This window comes from Faecalicatena contorta, assembly GCF_021531895.1.
In the GTDB taxonomy this organism is placed as follows: domain Bacteria; phylum Bacillota; class Clostridia; order Lachnospirales; family Lachnospiraceae; genus JAFBIX01.
The window spans coordinates 84569-108814 of the sequence record NZ_JAFBIX010000006.1 but is presented as its reverse complement, the minus strand read 5'-3'; the positions used below and the strand labels follow the sequence as shown (position 1 = coordinate 108814).

Here is a 24246-nt window from a genome sequence, read left to right as displayed (position 1 = left end):
AGAATCAGTTAGTTATTCTGCCAGTTTTTTGACAATATCTTTACTATGATCTTTCCCTCTGCATGACGCGCAGGAATTCTCCCAGATGAGGAAGTTGCGGACTTGGGGGATGTCAGGCGAGAAGACGAATGGAATGGTTGCCTTTCGTTGGACAAGCGTTAGAATCCGTTACTGGAAAAGAAGCAGATATTTTGTGCGAAGATTTGGCTTCAAGCCAAATCTGAGAAGGCTGCTGAGCCTCGAAATTATCAATATTTCGGGGTGAATCAGCCTGGTCACAAAATATCTGCTTCTTTTCCTGTTATGGATTCTTAGCGAAGGACTTCGCAATGGCAACCATCCCATCCATCCTCTCGCCGTACACACCCAATTACCAACTAACTCAACTAAATTCCTACACAACCTCATTCAGATAAATCTTAGAAAGTGGTATGATTTTCTTCATCTCTGCTTTCATCCTTTCGGACATCTCAACACCTTCCTCCTGGCAGACTTCTTCCACTGTCTTTGCACCGAATACCAGACTTGCCAGTGCAGCGACCGTTATAGTTCCTTCGCTGTTTTCCAGTTTCCCGTCCATAAGCATTACTCCGGAAAATTCAGTTCCAGTTATAACAACACAGCGATTATTTTCTACAATAATGGGATCGGTTACACAAAAACATGTACTCATTAAAGAGCGCAGAGAAAGAGACATCAACATCCTGCGAACATCTACAATTCTTACCATAATCTTTGGTTTTTCTTTTTCTTCTGCCGTTTCTTCAGGATACCATCCAAGACAATCTGTTATTTTTCCTTCTTTACGGTATATTTTCAGACTTCCTCCGTCACTGGCATATTCTTTTATCAATCTCTGATAATATGCGGCATCTCTGATAGCAAATACCTGATATTGTCCCAAGAGATAAGAATTGGCAAACTCTGCCAGCTCTTTGCAATCCTTTTCTTTTGCATCTTCAACCACCAAAAAATCATCTTTTTGTTGCATCTCATTTTCTTTCTGTTCACAATACACCCTTTTATTTTGCTCATAAACTGTCCGAAAATCATAGGGAATATAAATACTTTCAGAAGCTGGCATCAAAAAAGTAAATGTCTTTCCATCCCGATATTCATCTCTTAATGCTTGCTTTAAAAGGTTAGCCATATATCCTCTTTTACGATATTCCTTCTGTGTTGCAACTGCAACAATATAGTTAACCTCCTTTTCGGATCCATTTACATACAAATGATACGGATTTAGATGAAGCATGGCACGAATCGCTTCATCCTCTTCTATGACATATATTTGATTGTCTTTTGTCTTTTCCATATAATAATAATCAACAAACCCTTTACTGTCTTCCTCAAAAACTTCTTCATATAATGCCCGTGTCTTTCCATTTTCCCCGGGACTTAAGTTACGTATATCCATTCTTCTATTATCCTTTCTTTGAGAAAGAGAAGCCCCTGTACGGAGCTTCTCTTTTACTATCATACTATCTTTCCATATGCGGACAGCCACTGCATCCTGCACATCTTCCTTCTTCTGGTCCTACGACATAGCTACAATTTTCTATCGTATCAAGAGCTGCTATCGCCTGAGCGGAAATTCCAGCACCGCTTCCAGTAAATCCAAGCCCCTCTTCCGTTGTCGCCTTAATATTTACTTGGCTAATATCCACATGCAATACTTCTGCCACATTCATACGCATCTGTTCGATATGTGGCGCCATCTTCGGACGTTGGGCAATAATCGTTGCATCAATATTTCCAATCACATATAAGTTATCCTCAATGAGCTTTCCTACATGTTCTAACAATTTGATACTAGAGATACCTTTATATTGGGGATCAGTATCTGGAAAATGCCTGCCAATATCTCCCAATGCAGCAGCTCCTAACAACGCATCCATAATCGCATGCAGAAGCACATCCGCATCTGAATGTCCCAAAAGACCTTTTTCGTATGAAATCTTAACTCCACCTAATATCAGATCCCTGTCTTCTACCAATTTATGAACATCATATCCCATTCCAACTCTCATCTATGATTCCTCTTTTTCTTCTATTTTTTCAACTTCTTCTTTTACCACTTCTTGATCAGAATCTACTTTATCGTCTTCCTCTATATTCGACTCTTCATAGTCCGTATATTCCTTTTTAATATATTTCTTCACTCCCAAAATGCACCATGTTGCTCCTAGAATCAGGAATGCAAGTCCTATGAGTAAAAAAACAATAAAATTTTCCGGCTTATTTAAAACAGAATCACGAACCAGGCTATATCCAAGATAGACCAGATATGCCCCTGCAAGAATTCGAATCGTTAATCTTCCTTTCGTCATTATCGTACTCCTCCTCAATAATAGCGTAGTCTATATTTTTAATATTATAAATGATTTCTTATTTTTTGTATAGTGGAGACACAAAAATAAAACCCTATCTCTTCTATTCATATTCAAAAAAAGAGAGAACATTCAACGTCTCCCTTTTTACAAGTAGCGGGAACTGGATTTGAACCAGCGACACCACGGGTATGAACCGTGTGCTCTAGCCAACTGAGCTATCCCGCCATATTAAATTAACACAACTCTTCTTGAGTTGAATGGGACCAATAGGGCTCGAACCTATGACCCTCTGCTTGTAAGGCAGATGCTCTCCCAGCTGAGCTATGATCCCATATTGGTTTGCAAGTTCTTATCTCTCGAACCGACTTCGTTAGTATACCATTAACTCTCACCAATTGTCAACAGTTTTTTTAATTTTTTTGCAAATTCCGAAAATATTTTTTATAATCCCCGAAAATACGCTATTTCATGCTCGTAAATAAAATTCTCCTTTCAAAAAGGGACAGGGATATTTTAATTTGGGACGGAGGAATTGAAAAAACCCCCGTCCCCATATACAATTTACACAATTCCCTGAGCTGTCATAGCATCTACTACTTTTTCGAATCCGGCAATGTTTGCTCCGGCAACGTAGTTGCCGTCCATGCCGTAACGTTTTGCAGCATCGTCAATGTTATGGCAGATATTTACCATGATGGATTTCAGTTTTGCATCTACTTCGTCGAATGACCAGCTTAAGCGTTCGCTGTTCTGGGACATCTCGAGTGCGGATGTTGCAACACCACCAGCGTTAGCAGCCTTTCCAGGTGCGAAGATGACTCCGTTTTCCTGCAGATACTGTGTTGCTTCCAAAGTGGTAGGCATATTCGCACCTTCGCATACTGCTACACATCCGTTTGCTACTAACTGTTTTGCATCTTCTAAGTGAAGTTCGTTCTGTGTTGCACATGGAAGAGCAAGGTCTACTTTTACAGACCATACGCCGCGTCCTTCATGATATTCTGAATTTGGACGATATTTCTTGTATTCTGTTAATCTTGCACGATTTACTTCCTTGATTTCCTTCAATGCGTCTACATCAATTCCTTCTGGATCATATACCCATCCGTTAGAATCGCTGACTGTTACGACCTTAGCACCTAACTGCTGTGCTTTCTGTGTTGCGTAGATTGCAACATTTCCGGAACCGGATACAGCAACTGTCATGCCTTTGATGTCTTTTCCATTAATCTTAAGAAGTTCCTCTGTCAGATACAGAAGACCATAACCTGTAGCCTCTGTTCTTGCAAGAGAACCGCCATAGCTTAATCCTTTACCTGTAAGCACACCTTCATAAGTTCCCCGGATTCTCTTATATTGTCCGAACATGTAGCCGATCTCTCTTGCACCTGTTCCGATATCACCTGCCGGAACGTCTGTATCAGCACCGATGTATTTGCAAAGTTCTGTCATAAAGCTCTGGCAGAATGCCATTACTTCTCTGTCTGATTTACCCTTTGGATCAAAATCAGAACCACCTTTACCTCCGCCGATCGGAAGGCCTGTCAGTGAATTCTTGAAGATCTGTTCAAAACCAAGGAATTTGATAATTCCAAGATTAACAGATGGATGAAGACGTAATCCTCCCTTGTAAGGTCCGATTGCGCTGTTGAACTGTACACGATAACCTGTGTTGACCTGAACCTGTCCTTTGTCATCTACCCATGGAACACGGAACTTAATCTGTCTTTCTGGTTCTACCAGTCTTTCAAGCAGGGCATCTCTTCTGAATTTATCTTCATTTGCCTCTACTACTACTCTCAATGATTCCAATACTTCTTTGACTGCCTGGTGGAATTCTGGTTCAGCAGGGTTTTTTGCCACTACTTTTTCCAGGACTTCATCTACATATGACATACCTTTTACCTCCTAAAATAATTCCTTCAAAGCATTTTTATATAATGCACCCCATGTTATGCCTTATATAAAAAAACGGGCAGACAAGGTCTACCCGTTTGTGACGCTTTTGTCAATTAACATTGTAAAGGATTCACGTATAGAACACAAGGTTTTTTTTCAATTTTATGCAATTTATGCAATTATTTCCTTTTATTCTTTCAAAAACGCCTTAATTTTATGCAGTTTTTACGCTATAATTCGTTTTTTCTTGAAACAGAGTGCTCTCTAAGTTTCATTTTCTTTGTAGCTTATTTAAAATATTCTACACCAGATTCAAAGATCTTCAGATCCTGCTCTCCGTAAATATTCATAGCGACGGAGCGTGCACGTCTCTCAGAATGTGCCATTTTACCAAGCACACGTCCATCCGGGCTGGTGATACCTTCAATTGAACAATAAGATCCGTTAACATTCCATTCTTCATCCATAGTAATATTACCTTCCGGATCACAGTACTGCGTTGCGACCTGCCCATTAGCGAAGAGTTTATCCAGCCATTCTTTATTGGCTACAAAACGTCCTTCACCATGAGAAGCCGGGTTGGTATATACACCGCCGAGCGTTGCTTTCTGAAGCCATGGAGACTTATTGGTAACCACTTTTGTGTATACCATCTTGGAAATATGACGTCCGATCGTATTGTATGTCAAAGTCGGGGCATCTGCATCCTGTCCGGTAATCGCTCCATTTGGAACCAGTCCCAGTTTGACAAGTGCCTGGAATCCGTTACATACACCGAGTACCAGTCCGTCACGCTCATTCAAAAGTTTTTCTACCGCTTCTTTCATCTTCGCATTCTGGAATGCAGTTGCAAAGAATTTTGCAGAACCATCCGGTTCATCACCAGCACTGAATCCGCCTGGGAACATGATAATCTGGGCATCATTGATTGCTTTTTCAAACACATTGACAGAATCAATGATATCTGAAGCATTCATATTCTTGAATACTTTAACATTCGTCTTTGCTCCGGCTCTTTCAAATGCTTTTGCACTGTCATATTCACAGTTTGTTCCAGGAAATACCGGAATAAATACCGTCGGCTGCGCAATCTTGTGGTTACAGATATAGATATCTGAGGTCTCATACACTCCAGTTTCAACCTTTTCATCCTGTCCTTCTGCACCAGAATTAGTCGGGAATACTTTTTCCAGTGTTCCTTTCCATGCTTCTTCTGCATCGGCAATGGTAATCTTTACATCCTTGTATGCAAGAACAGGTTCTTCTGTCACTTCACCGATTACCATATAAGTGATGCTCAATTCTCCCACTTTATCTGCAGGAACTTCCGCAATGATATCACCAAATGCAGGAGCAAACAGATCTCTTTCATCTACATTGTGTTCCAGAGTAACACCCATTCTGTTACCAAATGCCATCTTGCTGACAGCTGCTACAATACCATGTCTGTCAAGTGCATATGCAGATACAATCTTTCCGCTGTGAATATCCTCTGTAAACTTCGCATACTGATCCATGACTTTCTCATATACCGGGACATCATATTCATCTGTCTCAATACGAAGCCACACCAACTTATTACCTGCCTTCTTCAATTCAGGAGTAATAATATCCTTTTCTGTAGCAACATCTACTGCAAAGGAAACCAGTGTCGGCGGAACATCGATATCCTCGAAAGTTCCAGACATACTGTCTTTTCCTCCGATGGATGGAAGGCCGAATCCAAGCTGTGCATCGTAAGCCCCCAGAAGTGCTGCAAACGGCTGGCTCCATCTATGTGGATCTTCCGTCATACGGCGGAAATATTCCTGGAAAGTAAAGCGAATCTTGCTATGGTCACCGCCTGCTGCAACAATCTTCGCAACAGACTCGGTCACAGCATAGATTGCTCCATGATATGGACTCCAGGTGGACAGATACGGATCAAATCCATAACTCATCATCGTGACTGTGTCGCAGTCTCCCGTCAATACTGGAAGTTTTGCTACCATCGCCTGTGTCTCTGTCATCTGGTATTTTCCACCATGTGGCATAAATACGGATGCAGCACCGATGGAACCATCAAACATCTCTACAAGACCTTTCTGAGAACATACATTCAGATCTTTCAGGGTTGTCATCCATTTTTCTTTGACATCTCCAACTTCTTCTCTGACAAGAATGCTGTCTTTTCTGTTCGGAATATCCACTGCAACCGTAGTTTCCTGATGTGCTCCGTTCGTATCCAAGAATGCACGGGACAGATTGACAATCTCTTTTCCTCTCCAGGAAAGCACCAGTCTTGGCTCCTCTGTTACAACTGCAACACAGACTGCTTCCAGATTTTCTTCTTTTGCATAGCCCATGAATTCATCTACATCTTTTGGATCAACGACGACTGCCATACGCTCCTGGGATTCAGAGATTGCAATTTCCGTTCCATCCAGACCTGCATATTTCTTCGGGACTTTATCAAGATCAACTTTTAAACCGTCCGCCAGTTCTCCGATTGCCACAGAAACTCCGCCAGCGCCAAAGTCATTACATTTCTTAATTAATTTACTTACTTCTTCTCTTCTGAAAAGGCGCTGAATCTTACGCTCTGTCGGAGGATTACCCTTCTGAACCTCAGCACCGCAAGTTTCAATAGATTCTTCGGTATGTACTTTGGAAGATCCGGTTGCGCCGCCGCAGCCATCACGTCCGGTACGTCCGCCAAGAAGGATAATGATATCTCCAGGATCAGAAGTTTCGCGGATAACCGCACGTCTTGGTGCCGCACCTAATACCGCTCCGATCTCCATACGTTTTGCCACATAATTTGGATGATAGATTTCTTTTACAGCTCCTGTTGCCAGACCAATCTGATTACCATAAGAACTGTAACCATGAGCTGCCTCACGAACCAGCTTCTTCTGCGGAAGCTTTCCTTTCATCGTATCTTTCACAGATACCGTCGGGTCTGCCGCACCTGTCACACGCATTGCCTGATATACATAAGTACGTCCTGACAATGGATCACGGATCGCACCGCCAAGGCAGGTAGCCGCACCACCGAATGGTTCAATCTCAGTTGGATGATTATGGGTCTCATTTTTAAAGTTTACAAGCCATTCTTCTTCCACGCCATCTACTTTAATCGGCACAACAATACTGCAGGCATTAATCTCATCAGACTCCTCCTGATCTGCAAGCTTTCCTTCTTTCTTTAATTTACGCATCGCCATCAAGGCAAGATCCATCAGGCATACGAATTTATCCTCTCTGCCTTTGAAAATCTCACTGTGATCTGCCAGATACTGCTTATATGTATCCTCGATCGGTTCTTTATAATCACCCTCTCCGAAGGTAACATCTGTCAGTTCTGTTGAAAATGTTGTATGTCGGCAGTGGTCAGACCAGTAAGTATCCAGCACACGGATCTCTGTCATGGAAGGATCTCTGTCTTCCTCTCCTTTGAAGTATTTCTGAATGTGAAGGAAATCCTTGAATGTCATAGCAAGACCCAGAGAAGAATACAATTCTTTCAACTGCTCCTCTGCCATATCTTTAAACCCGTCAAATATAATGACATCTGCAGGTTCATCAAACTTCGTCACAAGAGTATCCGGCTTCTCCATGCCAGTCTCGCGGGAGTCTACCGGATTGATGCAGTGAGCTTTAATTGCCTCAAACTCTTCATCAGAGATTACTCCATCTCTTCCTTCAATCACATAGGTGATCGCCGTCTTAATAACAGGCTGCTCGTCCTCTTTTATGAATTGTACACACTGAATCGCAGAATCTGCACGCTGGTCAAACTGCCCAGGCAGGAATTCTACAGAAAAGATTCTGCATCCGTCCGCAACAGGAAATTCCTCCTGATATAGTATATCTACCGGCGGCTCAGAAAAGATTCCATTGCAAGCTTTTTCGAAAGTTTCATCGGAAATATTCTCCACATCATAACGAATCAGTACACGCACACTTTCCACATCTTTAATCCCGAGATAGCTCTTAATCTCGTGTCTTAAATCGTCTGCCTGTACTGCAAATCCTGGTTTCTTTTCCACGTAAACACGTTTTACATTACTCATAAATCATCCTCCACACATGAATTCTAGATTATCTGGTTACATTGTAGCATAATTTTTCTTATTAATAAAATTAATACATCTTAATCATTTTATAAGTATTACTTATCATTCTTTTTCACTTTTCTATTCCAGATCAAGAACACGATCAAAAGAAGCAATAACATTCCCACAAATGTCATGCCAATCCGAACCGCCATATCAGAAAAGAATCCTTCTGGAAGCATCCGGATCATATAGTCAGTATCTTCATCAAAGAGCCACAAATCATTGGTAAAAAATATTTTATGAAATATTGTAAAGCACTTTGTAAAGTCAATGGAAAATGCCACTGCCAGAAATGCAATCAGTGCCAGGAACACACCAACAGCAATAAAATAAGCTTTAGGAAGCAGACGCTTCCAATCTGCCTTCCGTGCTATGATCAACACAAGCAGTGCGAGAAAAACGATCAGGCATACGGTCCTTAATTTTAAACCGCCTAAGAACAAATTCTTTACATCTGCCATGTGAAGTCTGTCCTGTTCATTGAAAAAGTCCTGCGTCTGGCCATCTACCTCTGTCACAATTGACAACTCATCCTCTTCTCCGATCAGATAAGCCATCATGTAGTCCGTCACTTTCATGACATCTACAATCTTCATATCCAAGGCTTCCGTAACCGTATATTTTTCATATTCCTTCTCATAGAACCGATATTCCGGATCCCCATATATCACCAGTTGAAAACTGGTCAGCAGCATTGCAATAATGAAAAGGAACATTGCAACAACAGCCGTTACACTCATAATCTTATTCTGTTTTCTATTCATATCTCGCTCCTTCCATCCCCATTCTAACATAATCCTCATTGTAATTCACTTCTTTTTGACTTATAATTGGCTTAGCTTTATCAGGAGGACTTATAAATGGATATCAATTATGAATTATATAAAGTATTTTATTATGTAGCAACGACCCTCAGCTTCTCCGAAGCTTCCAAGAAATTATATATATCTCAGTCAGCCGTCAGTCAGTCTGTCAAATCTCTGGAAAAAAAGTTAAATCAGGTTCTGTTCATCCGCAGTACAAAACAAGTACGTCTAACACCGGAAGGCGAAATCCTCTTAAGACATGTGGAGCCTGCCATCAATCTGATCAAACACGGTGAAGCTTCGCTTCTGGAATCCAATGCAGGCGGAGGACAGATTCGCATTGGGGCAAGTGACACAATCTGCCGTTATTTTCTGGTTCCTTATCTGGAAAGATTCCATAAGGAATTTCCAGGCACTCATATCAAGGTTACAAACGCAACTTCCGTTCGCTGTGTAGAGTTACTGGAAAGCGGCCAGGTTGACCTCATTGTCGTCAACTATCCCAATACCTATCTTAGAAATGTCTCTAACGTAAAGAAAATCCGGACTTTTCACGACGTATTCATTGCAAACAATGCTTTTTCAGAATTAAAAGGGAAAAAACTATCTTTAAAACAATTATTAGAATATCCGATTCTTATGCTGGATAAGAAAAGTACGACCAGCGAATTTTTGCATGCACTTTTTCAGCAACATCAGCTGGATCTGGTTCCTGAAATCGAACTGAGCAGTAACGATCTTCTCATCGATCTTGCAAGCATTGGCCTGGGAATTGCATTCATACCGGATTACTGCATTCCTCATAAATCTACAGAACTGTTTATTGTTAGGACTCAGGAGGAACTCCCTGCACGTGAACTGGCAATCGCATATGATGAACATATGCCAGTATCAAATGCGGTGTTAGAATTTCTGAATTATTTCTAATGATCTGCTCTGTCTAGTTCCATATTTCAGAAAGCTATTCTCCCCATTTTTTCCAGAATGTCTCCAGGTAATCCTCTACATTTTCCACATTACAGAGCGCATACTCCTTCCATTCTCTTGGAAATGTTTCCTGATATCTTCCATCACGGAAGCGCTCATCCAGTAACAGGATCACCCCTCTGTCTTCATCTGTACGAATGACTCTTCCTGCTGACTGAAGCACCTTATTCATCCCAGGATAAAGATAAGCATAATCAAAGCCTCGCAATCCATGTGCATCAAAATAATTCTTCAACAATTCTCTTTCCCGGCACACCTGAGGCAGTCCGGTACCAATAATGATCGCGCCGATTAATTTATCTTCTGCCAGATCAATTCCCTCCGAGAAGATACCGCCCATTACACAGAATCCCATCAGGCTGTGCTTTCTGTCTTCTTCAAAATTTTCCAAAAAGATCTCTCTCGCCTCTTCCGACATATACTGAGACTGCATCACATATTCGATTTCCTGATCTTCTTTTAACAGATCAACAAACACTTCATAAACTTCTTCCATAAATCGATAAGAGGGGAAGAACGCAATATAATTACCGATTCTTGTTCTTGCAACCTGTATCAGATATCTGGCATAACGCCGATACATGTCCTCGCCTCGTCTGGTATATTTTGTACTGACATCGGTACCAAGAATCAACTGTCTTCTTGCAGGATCAAATGGAGATTCTGCATATATCGCGTAATCTTCTTTCGAAGTACTTAACAGCTTTTTGTAATAATGAATCGGAAGTAACGTTGCAGAGAAGAAGATGGTACTATTTCCCTTATCCAAAAACTCCTGTAAACAATTGGCAGGATTGACGCAGAACAGCCGAAGCTTAAATCTGCCACTGTCTTCTAATTCTGAATAGATCAGATAATTCTCATCCAACCGGTCATGGATATTGAGAAATGTACGTACAGAAAAATAAAGATTCAAAACTTCTTGTCGAATCTCTTCTTCTTTACAGTCTTCCAGATATCTCTCCATCTCCGTCATTAATGCCATTAATTTTAAATAGATATGGGAGACACTGTCTAACACCTGCAAACCGTCACATTCTCGCCTTAATGCCAGAAGCTGCTTATTGCAGTCATTCAGCTTCCGGGCAAGTTTTTCATCTCTGTCCTTTACCAGTTTTTTTATCTTTAAAATGTCTTCTTTATAAATCTGGGCACTGTACATCTCACGACCGCGTTCAACCAGATTATGCGCTTCATCAATGAGGAAAAGATATTCTCCTTTGTTCCCTTCACCGAAGAATCGTCTCAGATATGCGTTCGGATCAAACACATAATTATAATCGCAGATGACTGCATCTACCCACTCTGCTATGTCCAGACTCATCTCATGCGGACATACCTGCCACTTTCTTGCCTGCTCTTCCAGAATCTCCCTGCTCATCTCATCGGAAGTCGTAATCAACTCATATACCGCATCATTTACTCTGTCATAATGTCCCTTCGCATATGGACATGCATCAGGATTACAGTTTGTCTCTTCACAAAAACAGATCTTTTCCTTCGCTGTCAGAACAATCACTTTCATGCGAAGCGCCTGTTCTTTCAGTGTGTCAAACGCCTGCCATGCCACCGTTCGAGTAATCGTCTTCGCAGTCAGATAAAACAGTTTTTCGCCCAGTCCTTCCCCCATCGCCTTTACAGCCGGGAATACAGTAGCCATCGTCTTGCCCACTCCCGTAGGAGCCTGGATAAACAGCTTCTTCTTGCGAAGAATAGTCCGGTACACCGATACGACCAAATCCTTCTGTCCCTCACGATATGTAAATGGAAATTCAATTTCTTTAATAGATTGATTCCTTTTTCCCTTCCACTGAATCTGATACCTTGCCCATTTCTCATACTTCCCGATCAATTCCCAGAACCATGTATCTAACTCCTGGAATGAATATACACTCTGAAAACGCTTCATCTCTTCCGTCTCCATATTACAATATGTCATCTGTATGCCAATCTCTTCTAACTTCTTCTGACTGGCATAAATATATGCATAACATCTTGCCTGTGCCAGATGGACTCCGACAGGTTCTTTCAACAAGTTCAGATCTTTCAGCACTCCTTTGATCTCATCGATCACAATTCCTTCCGGCGTCTCTATGATTCCATCTGCACGCCCCTCAATCATAAGAAGGAATCCTTTACAAGGCACTTCGAACTTCAATCCAATCTCTGCATGATAATCCGACCCCATACGGCGCTGAATCTTCCGGTGAATCTTACCGCCCAAAAGCATACTGTCCTTATCTGCTCCTGCTATTCTATTGTCGATATCCCCGCTGCGCATAATAAACTCCACAAGACTACGCACGGATATCCGGATGACCGGCTGTTCTAAATTCATAATCTCTTCTTCTCTCTATACTAACTTTTCTTATTATAGCATAGATATTACCGGAACTCTACCATATCCGGCCGGAAGCGGAGCGGCAAATGCTGCCTCTGGCACTTCGGATTCTCCCTGGATGGAATAGAAATTGTCTTGCAAAATTCCTTCCACAGCTTTTCAAATTCTTTTTCTCTTTCAGAAAACGTAAGATTCTCTTCTATCTTACATTGTTCATCCCATAAAAGGATCCATTTTTTCCCCGATTCATGAACTACAAACATATGATGTGTCTTATCATGTATCATCCAGTTCTCCAGAGGAAGGCGATCCGCGAAATGGGGGGCAAGGCAGGTAAGAACCTGTGATTTTGGTGTAATCCCTGCATATAACACGCCATTTGCAAGTTCCTGAAATCTCAGGAAGCCTTTGAGTGAATGTGCTTCTCCGCCTACGTTTCTGCTAAGTTCAAATACCTTCTCTACCTTGGGGTGGCTGAGATATTCCATAATTCTTGTACTGTCAGGCAGCCGCCGTGCTGCCAGCATCGTTCCAAGTACAGCATCTGCCTTTTCTCTATCCGCTGACAGCACAGCATGGTAGATATCCCAGTAAGCATTCTGTCCCAAATGCTTCTTAATCAGTGCTTCCACCGCAATCGCCTTATGCTCCGTCTCCTCCACCTCAACATAATCACAGAATAAACGAGGTTCCAGGAATCCTCTTAATGCAATCCCACATTCATCTTCCCCTTTCCGACTCTTCCACGCATCATATATCCCCGAAAAAATCCCCGTGACCGTATCACTGCACACATAGATTGTTTTTATCATTGCTTCCATATACATTCTCCCTAAATCTCACATCATCAAAAAGAGACAATTGTTGATATCCCATATTCGTTATCTCCTTTGGCAGTTTTTCTCCTGCATCCAGAAGATTCCTGGTAATATAATCCACATCCATCTTCGTCGGATACAGCATCTTCCCACTGCATGTGATAAAATACAATGCACGCTTCAACACAACACCCATCTTCTTAAGATCTGGGAAATCCAGCGTACCAAACTTTCTCGCTTTCATAATCCGGGATGCAGACTTATATCCAATTCCCGGCACCCGAAGCAGCATCTTATATTCTACCCGGTTAATCTCTACCGGAAACTGATCCAGATGCTGCAATGCCCAGTTACACTTCGGATCAAATAACACATTAAAATTCGGATTCTCTTCCGACAAAAGTTCCTCTGCCTGAAAATGATAGTAACGAAGCAGCCAGTCTGCCTGATAAAGACGGTGTTCTCTTAAAAGAGGCGGTCCGTCATCCGTCCTTGCCGGCAAGGCAGCATCCTCATTCACATGCACGAATGCCGAATAAAATACTCTTTTTAATCCAAACTTCTGATATAACGACTCTGCCACCTGCATAATCTGATAATCAGTCTCCGGAGTTGCTCCTATGATCATCTGCGTACTCTGCCCTGCCGGGACAAAACGCGGCGCATTCCGATACAACTGAATCTCCTGCTTATTCTCATCCATGCGATTCTGTACCAGACGCATCGGTGTCAGAATATTTTTTCTTGTCTTATGCGGTGCCAGAATCTTCAGACTCTCTGCCGTAGGAAGTTCCAGATTCACACTCATTCTGTCTGCCAGAAATCCAACTCTCTGGATCAGTTCTGGATTCGCTCCGGGAATTGCTTTCACGTGAATATATCCCTGAAAATGACATTCCTTTCGCAGTTTATACAATATAGCATAAAGCAATTCCATTGTATGATCCGGACTCTTCAATATCCCGGAACTTAAGAACAGTCCTTCAATATAATTTCTTCGGTAAAATTCCATCGTAAGAGTACAGACTTCTTCCGGTGTAAAAGCCGTCCGCACCACATCATTGCTTCTTCGATTCACACAATACTTGCAGTCATAGATACACTCGTTGGTAAATAAAATCTTTAAAAGAGAAATGCATCTTCCATCTGCCGAAAAGCTGTGACAGATTCCCGACTGTTCACAGCTTCCTATTCCTGTTCCATCATTATTGCGCGAAGTTCCGCTGGAAGTGCAGGCAACATCATATTTCGCCGCATCCGTTAAGATATTCAATTTATCATAGACCGTCATAGATTCCTGAATCCTCATAAAACCCCCCTTCCCTTTTCACAGAACGCAAAAGAACATATGTTTGTATTTCCAATTATACAAACATATGTTCTTTTTGTCAATAAGTTCCAAGAAGGAAGATCATTCTAGTATTGGTTACTGTACATTGGCTGCAGCATCTCCGTAATATCACTGATAACCGAAATCAGGGTATGGATATTCCCCTCCCGATTCCGCTGATATGCATGATAACCACCCTGAATACAGCAACTTAAGATAATATTTTTCACTGCATCATCCCTGTATTCCGGGTATTTTTCAAATATCATTTCCTTAATACTCGTCTCAATCCTATCTGCAAAATGGTTCCTCTGTTTTCCGGAAAACAGAATCATAGTCAGAGAATTCTGTGACAGATATGCCGTAAACAGCTCCTTGGTAAATTCTGCCGGATTCTCCATAATATACTCAGGATGGGAGATGCTGTTCGTAATCGACATGACTACTTCCGCTTCCATACAGTCTGACAGATCATAAATATCTTTATAATGAGAATAAAACGTCGATTTATTAATGCAAGCCAGTTCACACAACTCTCTGACTGTAATCTTTTCCAATGGTTTTCTGGAACGCAGTTCTATAAATGCATTCTTGATTCCTCTTTCTGTCTTTTCAATCCGCAGATCCATATATTGCTTCCTCCAAACATTCTATTCTTGATATTTCCCGACAAATTTTGCAATCCGTTGCTTATCCATCCATCTGTCTACATTGTTGGTGGATAGCCCGATATCAGATTTGTATAATCATTATAGACGAAAAAAGCAACTACTGTCTATTATTTTATAAAATTGGAGGAAACATTATGGATTTTTTTGGCTTTTATACTGGGAAAATATTTGACGCATATCGCTATCTCGGCGCACACGTAGAAGAACAGGGGGTTACGTTTCGTACATTTGCCCCCGGCGCTTTGCGCATTACTCTGATTGGAGAATTCAATGGCTGGCAGGAATGGGAAATGAACCGGGTCCACGACGGAAACTTCTGGGAATGTTATGTACAGAATGCACATCCTGGAATGATGTATAAATACCGGATTTATAGGCAGGATCAATCCTATGTAGACCACTGTGATCCTTACGGCTATGGCATGGAACTTCGCCCGAATTCTGCTTCATATATCCGTGATCTGTCTTCTTATGCTTTTCAGGATGATGCATGGATGCGAAACCGGACAGATTGCAAAGAGCGACCTCTAAATATCTATGAAATTCATTTCGGATCTTTTAAAAAGCCATCCGATAAAGCTGATGACTGGTATACCTATACGGAAATGGCTGATATTCTCATCCCTTACCTGAAAGAATATGGCTACAATTATGTAGAAATCATGCCATTGAGCGAACATCCCTGTGATGAGTCCTGGGGATACCAGAACACAGGATTTTTCAGTCCCACTTCTCGTTATGGTACTGCAGAAAATCTGATGAAATTTGTCGATACTTGTCACCAGAATGACATCGGTGTCATCTTAGATTTCGTTCCGGTTCATTTTGCTGTAGATGGATATGCTCTGGCCAATTATGACGGAACTGCTTTATACGAATACCCTCATCAGGACGTAGGAGTCAGTGAATGGGGAAGCTGCAACTTCATGCATTCACGCGGAGAAGTACGCTGCTTCTTGCAATCCGCCGCCAATTACTGGCTTACAGAGTATCACATGGACGGAATCCGTATGGATGCCATCAGCAGAATCATCTACTGGCAGGGAGAACCTGCAAGGGGTGTGAATCATAATGCCGTAGAATTCATCCGTGAAATGAACCGCGGATTAAAAACGATGCACCCCACTGCCATTCTGTCTGCTGAAGATTCCACCTCATTTCCTAATGTCACAAAACCAGTCAGCGAAGGTGGCCTTGGATTTGATTACAAATGGGATATGGGATGGATGAACGATACCCTGGATTACTTCCGAACCGCACCAGAATATCGAAGCCGTGATTACCACAAACTGACCTTTTCCATGATGTATTATTATAACGACACCTTCCTTCTTCCGCTCTCCCACGATGAGGTTGTGCACGGCAAAGCAACGATTCTGCAGAAAATGAGTGGAGATTACGATATGAAATTCCCACAGGCAAGAGCATTTTACATGTATATGTATGCACATCCAGGAAAAAAACTGAATTTTATGGGAAATGAACTGGGACAGCTGCGAGAATGGGATGAAAAACGAGAGCAAGACTGGGATATCCTGGAATATCCGCTGCACGATGCATTCCATCACTTTATGAAAGATCTGAACCTAATCTATCAGACACATCCAGCTCTTTCACAAAAAGATTATACTGCGGATGGATTCCAATGGATCGACTGCCATCAAGAAGAACGTTGTATCTATGCCCTCGAACGAAGAGCCAGCCAGGAACGTATTCTGGCCGTCTTCAACTTCTCAGACCAGTTGCAGGAAAAATACGAATTCGAAGTAAAAGATACCAAAAAGCTGACCATTCTGATTGCCAGTGACATGGAACAATATGCCGGAACGAAAAAATATACGACCATGAATATTCCATTGCAAAATGGAAAAGTGATCTTGGATCTGGAGCCTTATTCAGCGATTTATCTGCAGATGGGAATCTAGTGATTGGATCGAATTTGAGGGAGGAGGCAGTTTGTTCCGACGCTACGCTTACCTTCACAAATCGCCTTCTTCCTCGAATTCTCCGCCACAGCCAACCTATATCTTATTTACTGCTGCCGCAAGATATTCATTGCTGATCTCGTAGAATTTCTCACTCTCCACAGCTTCCGCAAGTGCTGCATCGATCGGCATCTTCCCTAATACTGGGATTCCCAGTTCTTCTGCAATTGCATCAATGTGACTCTCACCGAATACATTGATCTTCTTGCCACAGTCCGGACATACCAGATAACTGTAGTTTTCAACGATTCCCAGTACCGGAATGTTCATCTGTTTTGCCATGTTGTAAGCTTTCTTTACGATCATCTGTACTAGATCCTGCGGTGATGTGACGATCACAACTCCATCCACCGGAAGAGACTGGAATACAGTCAACGGTACATCACCGGTTCCCGGTGGCATATCAACGAAAAGATAATCCAATTCTCCCCACATCACATCCGTCCAGAACTGTGTTACCACTCCTGCAATAACCGGTCCTCTCCAGATGACCGGATCAGATTCATTTTCCAGAAGCAGGTTGACGGACATAATCTTCGTACCATCTTTTGCCTCACATGGGAACATACCGGCATCACTGCCCTTAGCATTCTCATGTACTCCATACATCTTTGGAATGGATGGTCCTGTGATATCTGCGTCTAATATTCCAACGGAGAATCCCTGCTCACGCATCATTCTTGCCAAAGATGCGGTTACCATAGATTTCCCTACTCCGCCCTTGCCACTGACAACCGCAATCACTTTTTTCACCTGTGAAAATGGATTCGCCGGTTCTCTAAAATCCTGTGGTTTGCTGCTGCAGGAACCTGCATGCGCACATCCGGCGCAGTCAGATGGTGAGCAGCCATTCTGTTGTTCTTCTGCCATAATTCATTACCTCCTGGTTACTAAGTTCATCTGAAAAACACTGTGCATAAAATGTATTATTCAACAACTGCAATCAGCTCTACTTCACATTTTACATTCTTTGGCAATGTCTTAACTGCCACACAGCTTCTTGCTGGTTTGGATGTAAAATACTTTGCATATACTTCATTAAATGCTGCAAAATCCGCCATATCTGCAAGGAAGCAAGTTGTCTTAAGAACTTTGTCATAAGAAGTTCCTGCAGCTTCCAGAACAGCGCCCAGGTTCTTACATACCTGTTCTGTCTGTTCTTCGATTGTTAAAGCCTCAATGGTATCTGTCGCTGGATTGATTGGAATCTGTCCTGCTGAATAAAAAATTCCTCCATGTACATATCCCTGTGAATATGGTCCCAATGCTTTTGGTGCTTTTTCTGTTGCTACTGCTTTCATAATTACCTCTCCTTTGCCTGTTCTAATAGTTTTTGTGCAATGCACACATCAAAAAGTCCCATACCTACTGACTTAAAGTAAGTTGTCTTTTTGGTGATCTCCTCTTCATCTGCTCCTGATGCCAGAAACTGATCCATAAGAATGGTCTGCTCCTCTTTCAGGATTCCGTCTGCCAGAGGCTGACTCAAGTCCCCGCTTTCCTCACATGCATACGGGAGTTCAATGTATACATGATCTACAAGCTCCCAGATTGCGTTCGGTATCTCACGCATCTGAGGCGTGTAAGAACCAATGGCAACGATGCATTTTCCCTCTAACATCTTGCTGTCATCTGGAAGTACCGGCTTCTTGGAAGGCGTTGCTGTACAGATAATCTCACTGTTCGTCACCAGTTCTTCTATCGTCTTACATTGTACTACCTTTACATCTGGCTTATCAATAGATTTTTTCATTCTGGAAATGTATTCACTCAGATCCCGGGTACTGTGATTATATACATATACGGTATGAATATCCCTTGCAGCACATGCATATAATGCCAGATGAAATCCCTGCACTCCGGCTCCCACAATTCCTACAGTATGACAGTCTTTTCTGGAAAGATGGCGGATTGCCACCCCGCCTACTGCTCCTGTCCGATATGCAGTCACACATTGCCCATCCATCAATGCAACCGGAGCACCTGTCTTCTGGTCGTTTAACAGCACAACACCATCAATAGACGGAAGACCAAGCTTTGCATTTTCTGGGAAAATGCTTAAGATCTTCGTTCCGATAATCTCACTGGTATAACATGGCATGTACATCAAAGTCTTATTATCATGTTCAACGGTCGGACGCGGAGGCATATAATATTCTCCTGTACCAAATATGCGGTATGCCTCTTCAATCTGATCCATCATCTGATTCAGGTCAACCATTTTCTCAATCTCTTCTTTTCCTAAAACAATCATCATTAATCTCCTCCCAACTCTTCTTTTTCTCTTGTTACATTGTTTAACCACTTATAAGTTCGGTATCTGTATACACAGATTGGAATCTTAATCAACTCATCACTCATCAGTATCACATATACAACCTGCACACTTGCATGCAATACAAAGGCGGCCACCGCACCAATCAGGATGGAACATCCCCACATAGTTGATACATCCATAATAAGCCCGAAACGAGTATCTCCGCCGGAACGGAAGACTCCAACGACCATCGTCGTATTGACTGACTGCGCAATTGTAAAATAGGACATGACAAAAAACATAAAGTTCATATACTGCTTTGCCTGCTCTGTCAGTTCAAGATTCGCTCCCGCAACAGGTGCTGCCAGAAGAATAATTCCTCCGCCGATCGTCCCTAACAGAAGGCTTAATCCAACGAACCGTTTTGCATATGCCCTTGCATGTAAGATCTGTCTCTCTCCGATCGTCTTGCCAAGGTAGATTGCCGTGGCATTCGAGATTCCAAACACAACAACCGTAGCCAGCTGCCTTGCTACCTGTGCCACGGAATTAGCCGCCACCGCAGCACTGCCCATATGTCCAATGACGGCTGTATTGGCAGAGCTTCCCAGACCCCACATCAGTTCATTTAACACAACCGGCATAGCATACACCATGTAATCTCTCAGCAATACTCTATCAATGTGAAACATATCATACAGACGGATACGGACATCACGGTTCCTTGTTCTGGCATAGACAAGAACAATCACGGTCTCTGTGATTCTTGCGCACAAAGTACCAATGGCTGCACCTACAATCCCAAGCTTTGGGAAACCACACAGACCAAAAATCAGCAATGCATTTACAACCACATTTACAACCAGCGACATAAAATACACAAAAGTAGCAATCAACACTCTCTCAATGCTTCGCATAATATTCAAGTACACCTGAGTCACAGCAATACATAGATAAGAAAGTCCAACAATACGAAGATATCTTGCACCTTCTGTAATCACTTCAACATCTGAACTATATATCCGCATAAGTGTCTCTGGAATCAGAAGCGCCGCAATGGTAAATACAGCAGCTACCACAAGAGAAACAGACAGCCCCATTCCCAATATCTTCTCAATGGTTCTGGTATCTTTCTTTCCCCAATACTGCGCAGTCAGCACGGTAGCTCCCGAAGTAATCCCGAAAAACAGAAGCATCATAATAAACTGAATCTGTCCTGCCAGCGAAGAACCTGAAAGAGCCGTCTCTCCGACCTTTCCAAGCATAACAACATCAATCGCCGTAACACCAACATTAATCAGATTCTGAAGTGCCATCGGTACTACCAGTGCAAATACATTTCGATAAAAAACTCGCCAGTTAATATTCAGATTTGCCGAATCCTGTTGTGTCATAACCTCTCTATCCTCTTCTCATTTGATACATCCAGTAAAGATTGTAACATAAGACACAAAAGAAATATAGGAATTTTAAAAATATTCTATCGATATGATGAAGCCTTTACAGAAGTTAAATTCCGCGTACACTGGCTGATGGAAAGTTACAGACGTTTTGGACAGGATGGCCTTAGCGTTAACTACCGGCTTCCATCGAACGGGCAGTCAAAGATTGTTTCGCTAAATGTTGGGATAACCCACGTGGTTCACCATCGCTCCCGGATGTGATATTCCGGTCAAAGCTCCTCTTGAAAATATCGATGCTTATATGCGTGCAGCAAGACAATGCGAAAAATATCCGGTTCAGCCATCGAACTGGGAGTAAAATTTATCAAAAAAGACATCCAGAACTACTTTTGTAATTCTAGATGTCTTTCATTATAGCTTTTCTGCCCATTCTATATTTTTAATCAATGCCTCCAACTGTATTTTTGATGATTTTCCATTGGTCAATTCGTCTATTTTTGCATTAACAGCCGGATGATAATAATGACCTTCTTTTTCTCTTTCTATTCCATAAGCGCATGCCTTTTCTAAAATCTGATGATTTTTTATACGCTTCTCATCTGGAATTTCTCTCAGGTAAAGTGTCTTCGGATATAATGGTTCCTTCTTCCAGATTCTGGAAAGCGGAATCGCATTATTTCGGAACATATATCCACTACAGACATCTGTATCATATCCAAGAATCTGAATTCCTTCTGATTTGATACCATCTAATGTAACTTTCAGGTCAAACATATCTTTCGGAGACACTGCCACAAGAGATACTGTACTTTCTGCTAACGCCAAAATATCATGACAGTCTTCTTTATGCTGTCCTTGCATTAATCCGCCCATCCCACAGGTTACCGCCAGCGGAATCCCCAGAATCTCACACGCCTTCATGGTTCCAGATGCCGTCAATATCCCCGATTTCTTTTCCCTTTGGAAATGTTGAAAATTCTGGTAATTAATTCTTGCATAATACTGCGATTTTTCCCGAAATGTGCAGTATTCCTGTATTTCCCCCGTCTGAATCTTTCCTGATTCCATCCATACAATTCTTTTTTCTCTCTTTTTCCAGACACTAAGAAGCATCTCATTTGTAATACTCTTCAATCCATGGGTCAGAAGTGCTGACTCTATCAGATATTCACTCATAATGCATCCTCATATATCTTTATTTCCATAGTTTTTCAATTTCCTGTGCCTGACGCTTTAGATTCATCCGATTTTTTTCTTCAATAATATCCAGATAACCTTCTGTAATACTGTCTGCACCATTATATGCACCTGCGACCGCACCTACAATGCATGCGACCGCACAAGTCTCATCTCCGATATTTACAGCATCGTAAATACTTGGCATCGTTTTTCCCTGATTTGCTATAAAGATTCCAAGTGCAGTTGGAACTGTTTCAGCAATCGCCGGGCCACTGCCAATTCTTTCTCCCAGATCCTGAATCACATTTGGATTACTTCCGCAGTGCATGACAATCTGAACTGCCATCTCGATTCTCTTAGTGACTGACGGCCCTGGATAAGTCCAGATATCATCTCTTTTCCTTGCAAGTTCTTCACCTTTTATACTTCCATAATGAGCCGCCTTAATAATCTCATATACTGATGTATTTTCTTTCGTTGCCTTGCTGACCGCCGCTGCTATAGCACATGCTCCGGATATACTATAAGGGTCATCATGTGAAGACATCGTAATCTCTACTGTATCACAAATTGCTTTTTCTATGTCTCCATTGCTAAAAAGCCCTTCCGGATATGCTTTACTTGCTGCACCATTAGAAGAAAGTGCATAATAATGACCTTTATACAACTTATTGCCAAGATGTCCGATATAAGACCACATATCCATTTTATCATTTTGATTCAGACGATTCACTACATTTCTTGTTGTCATTCCAGCAAATGGCTCAAAATATTCTGTTTTACCCCATTCTATCAGGGCCTCTTCTCCTAATTTTTTTGAAGCTTGTCCTTTTTCATCAATTAGATGTTCCGTCAGAATATAAGGGATACTGAAAGCATCTGTCACCTGCCCTGCCTTTCTTCCCCTGGCCAGGACATCTTCTGGAGGAGTTTTAAATTCTTCCACACGTCCTCCGAAAATCTTCTGAATCTGTCTGGCTGACTTTGTCTCTGTGGCTGCTCCCATAGCATCTCCTACTGCTGCCCCAAGAATACTTCCCAGTATTTTCTGATTCATCTAGTTCTCCTCCTTCCCAATCTGTAACCTTTTTTATCTACAATCCTTGTAATGTCTTCTGCAAGTTTTGTAATTTCCAAATGATTGACCTCTTCCAGAACAGGAAGAAAATGTTTCGGATATTTATCTGCTCCCTGAAATGCTCCTGCCATTGCTCCTGCCATTGTTGCAATCGTATCCGTATCATATCCGACATTTACTGCACCAATAATACTTCCCAAGGCATCTCCCTGATTCGCTGCAAAGAATCCAAATGCACACGGAATTGCTTCCGCCACATGAAGTCCGGCTCCTATCCGGTGCCCAAGCTCAATCATCTTTTCTTCAGGAGTTCCTCTGCCTAATCCTATATCAATCGCCATCTCCATTCTTTTGACTACAGAAGGACCTGCAACATCCCTTGCAATCTCCCGTCCTATATATTCCCCTTCCTTTGCGCCATAAAGCCCTGCCTGAAGGATATTATATACATCTGCATCTGGCATCACTGCACGGCTGACTGCTGCTGCCACCGCACATCCGCCGGATATTGCGAGGTAATTATCATGAGTCACCATTGTAACTGTTACAGCATCACGAATAGCTCCCTCCACATTTCCAGCATTTATCAGACCTATTGGCGATATCTTCATAGCCGCTCCATTAGTTGCTTGTCTTGTCACAAGCTGAACGCCCTTTGGTTTTTCAATCTTTTCTCCTTTATACTTCCGAATTGCAAGTCTTGTGGTAGGACCTGCAAAACGGTCAAAAAACTCTTTATGTTCAGACCATTCAATCATTGCCTCTTGTACAATCTTTTCTGTTACAATACCATCATGATCTGCAATATGTCTTGCCACAAAATAGGCCGAACTGAAATCATCCGTCAATTGTCCCGGGACATTCCCAGCTCCAAATGTATCCATCGGCGGTGTCTCAAAATCTGTAACTTCATGTCCAAAATACTCAAGTATCTGTTCAGTCGTTCTCGCCTCAGTAGCCGCTCCCATCGCATCCCCGGCACCTGCACCAATCAGTCCTCCCAATATTCGATTATACATTTTACAACCTCCATTCTTGCAAAAAAGGGAGATGTCAGAT

The 24246-nt window shown here is 42.0% G+C and carries 19 protein-coding genes and 2 tRNA genes; 2 read left to right on the top strand and 19 right to left on the bottom strand.

Features of this window, described 5'->3' with window-relative positions:
* Window positions 1-394: 394 nt before the first annotated feature.
* From JQM81_RS03330 to JQM81_RS03295, 8 genes are all read right to left on the bottom strand, one after another.
* A complete protein-coding gene (locus JQM81_RS03330) occupies window positions 395-1417 on the bottom strand; it encodes a GNAT family N-acetyltransferase (protein WP_235232110.1) in 1023 nt (340 codons plus the stop codon).
* Between the two features lie 64 nt (window positions 1418-1481).
* Complete coding sequence (gene ispF, locus JQM81_RS03325) at window positions 1482-2030, bottom strand: 2-C-methyl-D-erythritol 2,4-cyclodiphosphate synthase (protein ID WP_235232109.1); 549 nt, start codon at window positions 2028-2030, stop codon at window positions 1482-1484.
* Entirely contained in the window at window positions 2031-2330 is a 300-nt protein-coding gene (locus JQM81_RS03320) for a DUF2892 domain-containing protein (protein ID WP_235232108.1), read from the bottom strand. It abuts the gene before it with no gap.
* 154 nt (window positions 2331-2484) lie between these two features.
* Window positions 2485-2558: transfer RNA gene (locus tag JQM81_RS03315), tRNA-Met, on the bottom strand.
* Between the two features lie 33 nt (window positions 2559-2591).
* Window positions 2592-2664, bottom strand: a tRNA-Val gene (locus JQM81_RS03310).
* A 230-nt stretch (window positions 2665-2894) separates the two neighbouring features.
* Entirely contained in the window at window positions 2895-4229 is a 1335-nt protein-coding gene (gene gdhA, locus JQM81_RS03305) for an NADP-specific glutamate dehydrogenase (RefSeq protein ID WP_235232107.1), read from the bottom strand.
* Window positions 4230-4519: 290 nt separating this feature from the next.
* The gene (locus JQM81_RS03300; RefSeq protein ID WP_235232106.1) at window positions 4520-8287 is read right to left on the bottom strand and encodes a phosphoribosylformylglycinamidine synthase; all 3768 of its coding nucleotides are present in this window, start codon (window positions 8285-8287) and stop codon (window positions 4520-4522) included.
* Between the two features lie 98 nt (window positions 8288-8385).
* Window positions 8386-9096 carry a TIGR01906 family membrane protein gene (locus tag JQM81_RS03295; RefSeq protein WP_235232105.1) on the bottom strand — a complete coding sequence of 237 codons (711 nt, stop codon included), beginning with the start codon at window positions 9094-9096 and terminating at the stop codon, window positions 8386-8388.
* Window positions 9097-9192: 96 nt separating this feature from the next.
* On the opposite strand from JQM81_RS03295, the gene JQM81_RS03290 reads away from it, so the two are divergent.
* Window positions 9193-10065: a LysR family transcriptional regulator gene (locus tag JQM81_RS03290; RefSeq protein WP_235232104.1), complete on the top strand. Its 873-nt coding sequence runs from the start codon at window positions 9193-9195 to the stop codon at window positions 10063-10065.
* Window positions 10066-10099: 34 nt separating this feature from the next.
* Here JQM81_RS03290 and JQM81_RS03285 read toward each other — a convergent pair whose 3' ends face one another.
* The 4 genes from JQM81_RS03285 to JQM81_RS03270 all read right to left on the bottom strand — a co-directional run bounded on the left by JQM81_RS03285 (window position 10100) and on the right by JQM81_RS03270 (window position 15243).
* On the bottom strand, window positions 10100-12463 hold the full coding sequence (locus tag JQM81_RS03285; protein ID WP_235232103.1) for an ATP-dependent DNA helicase: 2364 nt from the start codon (window positions 12461-12463) through the stop codon (window positions 10100-10102).
* A 47-nt stretch (window positions 12464-12510) separates the two neighbouring features.
* On the bottom strand, window positions 12511-13275 hold the full coding sequence (locus JQM81_RS03280; RefSeq protein ID WP_235232115.1) for a TIGR03915 family putative DNA repair protein: 765 nt from the start codon (window positions 13273-13275) through the stop codon (window positions 12511-12513).
* Complete coding sequence (locus JQM81_RS03275; RefSeq protein ID WP_235232102.1) at window positions 13250-14593, bottom strand: putative DNA modification/repair radical SAM protein; 1344 nt, start codon at window positions 14591-14593, stop codon at window positions 13250-13252. The genes JQM81_RS03280 and JQM81_RS03275 overlap by 26 nt, the downstream gene beginning before the upstream one ends.
* Before the next feature lie 107 nt (window positions 14594-14700).
* Window positions 14701-15243 (bottom strand): TetR/AcrR family transcriptional regulator, encoded by a 543-nt coding sequence (locus JQM81_RS03270; protein ID WP_235232101.1) that lies wholly within the window; start codon window positions 15241-15243, stop codon window positions 14701-14703.
* A 176-nt stretch (window positions 15244-15419) separates the two neighbouring features.
* Between JQM81_RS03270 and glgB the strand changes: the two genes are divergently transcribed.
* Window positions 15420-17210: a 1,4-alpha-glucan branching protein GlgB gene (glgB, locus tag JQM81_RS03265; protein WP_235232100.1), complete on the top strand. Its 1791-nt coding sequence runs from the start codon at window positions 15420-15422 to the stop codon at window positions 17208-17210.
* A gap of 96 nt (window positions 17211-17306) precedes the next feature.
* Here the strand turns inward: glgB and JQM81_RS03260 are convergent, their stop codons facing one another.
* The 7 genes from JQM81_RS03260 to JQM81_RS03230 form a co-directional block, all read right to left on the bottom strand.
* A complete protein-coding gene (locus JQM81_RS03260) occupies window positions 17307-18140 on the bottom strand; it encodes an Mrp/NBP35 family ATP-binding protein (protein WP_235232099.1) in 834 nt (277 codons plus the stop codon).
* 56 nt (window positions 18141-18196) lie between these two features.
* Window positions 18197-18571 carry a RidA family protein gene (locus JQM81_RS03255; protein WP_235232098.1) on the bottom strand — a complete coding sequence of 125 codons (375 nt, stop codon included), beginning with the start codon at window positions 18569-18571 and terminating at the stop codon, window positions 18197-18199.
* Between the two features lie 2 nt (window positions 18572-18573).
* Entirely contained in the window at window positions 18574-19527 is a 954-nt protein-coding gene (locus JQM81_RS03250) for an ornithine cyclodeaminase family protein (protein ID WP_235232097.1), read from the bottom strand.
* The gene (locus tag JQM81_RS03245) at window positions 19527-20921 is read right to left on the bottom strand and encodes an MATE family efflux transporter (RefSeq protein WP_235232096.1); all 1395 of its coding nucleotides are present in this window, start codon (window positions 20919-20921) and stop codon (window positions 19527-19529) included. Before JQM81_RS03245 ends, JQM81_RS03250 begins: the two co-directional genes overlap by 1 nt.
* Window positions 20922-21341: 420 nt before the next feature.
* On the bottom strand, window positions 21342-22106 hold the full coding sequence (locus JQM81_RS03240; RefSeq protein WP_235232095.1) for a pseudouridine-5'-phosphate glycosidase: 765 nt from the start codon (window positions 22104-22106) through the stop codon (window positions 21342-21344).
* 19 nt (window positions 22107-22125) lie between these two features.
* Window positions 22126-23166 carry an ADP-ribosylglycohydrolase family protein gene (locus tag JQM81_RS03235; RefSeq protein WP_235232094.1) on the bottom strand — a complete coding sequence of 347 codons (1041 nt, stop codon included), beginning with the start codon at window positions 23164-23166 and terminating at the stop codon, window positions 22126-22128.
* Window positions 23163-24206 (bottom strand): ADP-ribosylglycohydrolase family protein, encoded by a 1044-nt coding sequence (locus tag JQM81_RS03230; protein WP_235232093.1) that lies wholly within the window; start codon window positions 24204-24206, stop codon window positions 23163-23165. Before JQM81_RS03230 ends, JQM81_RS03235 begins: the two co-directional genes overlap by 4 nt.
* Window positions 24207-24246 lie beyond the last annotated feature (40 nt).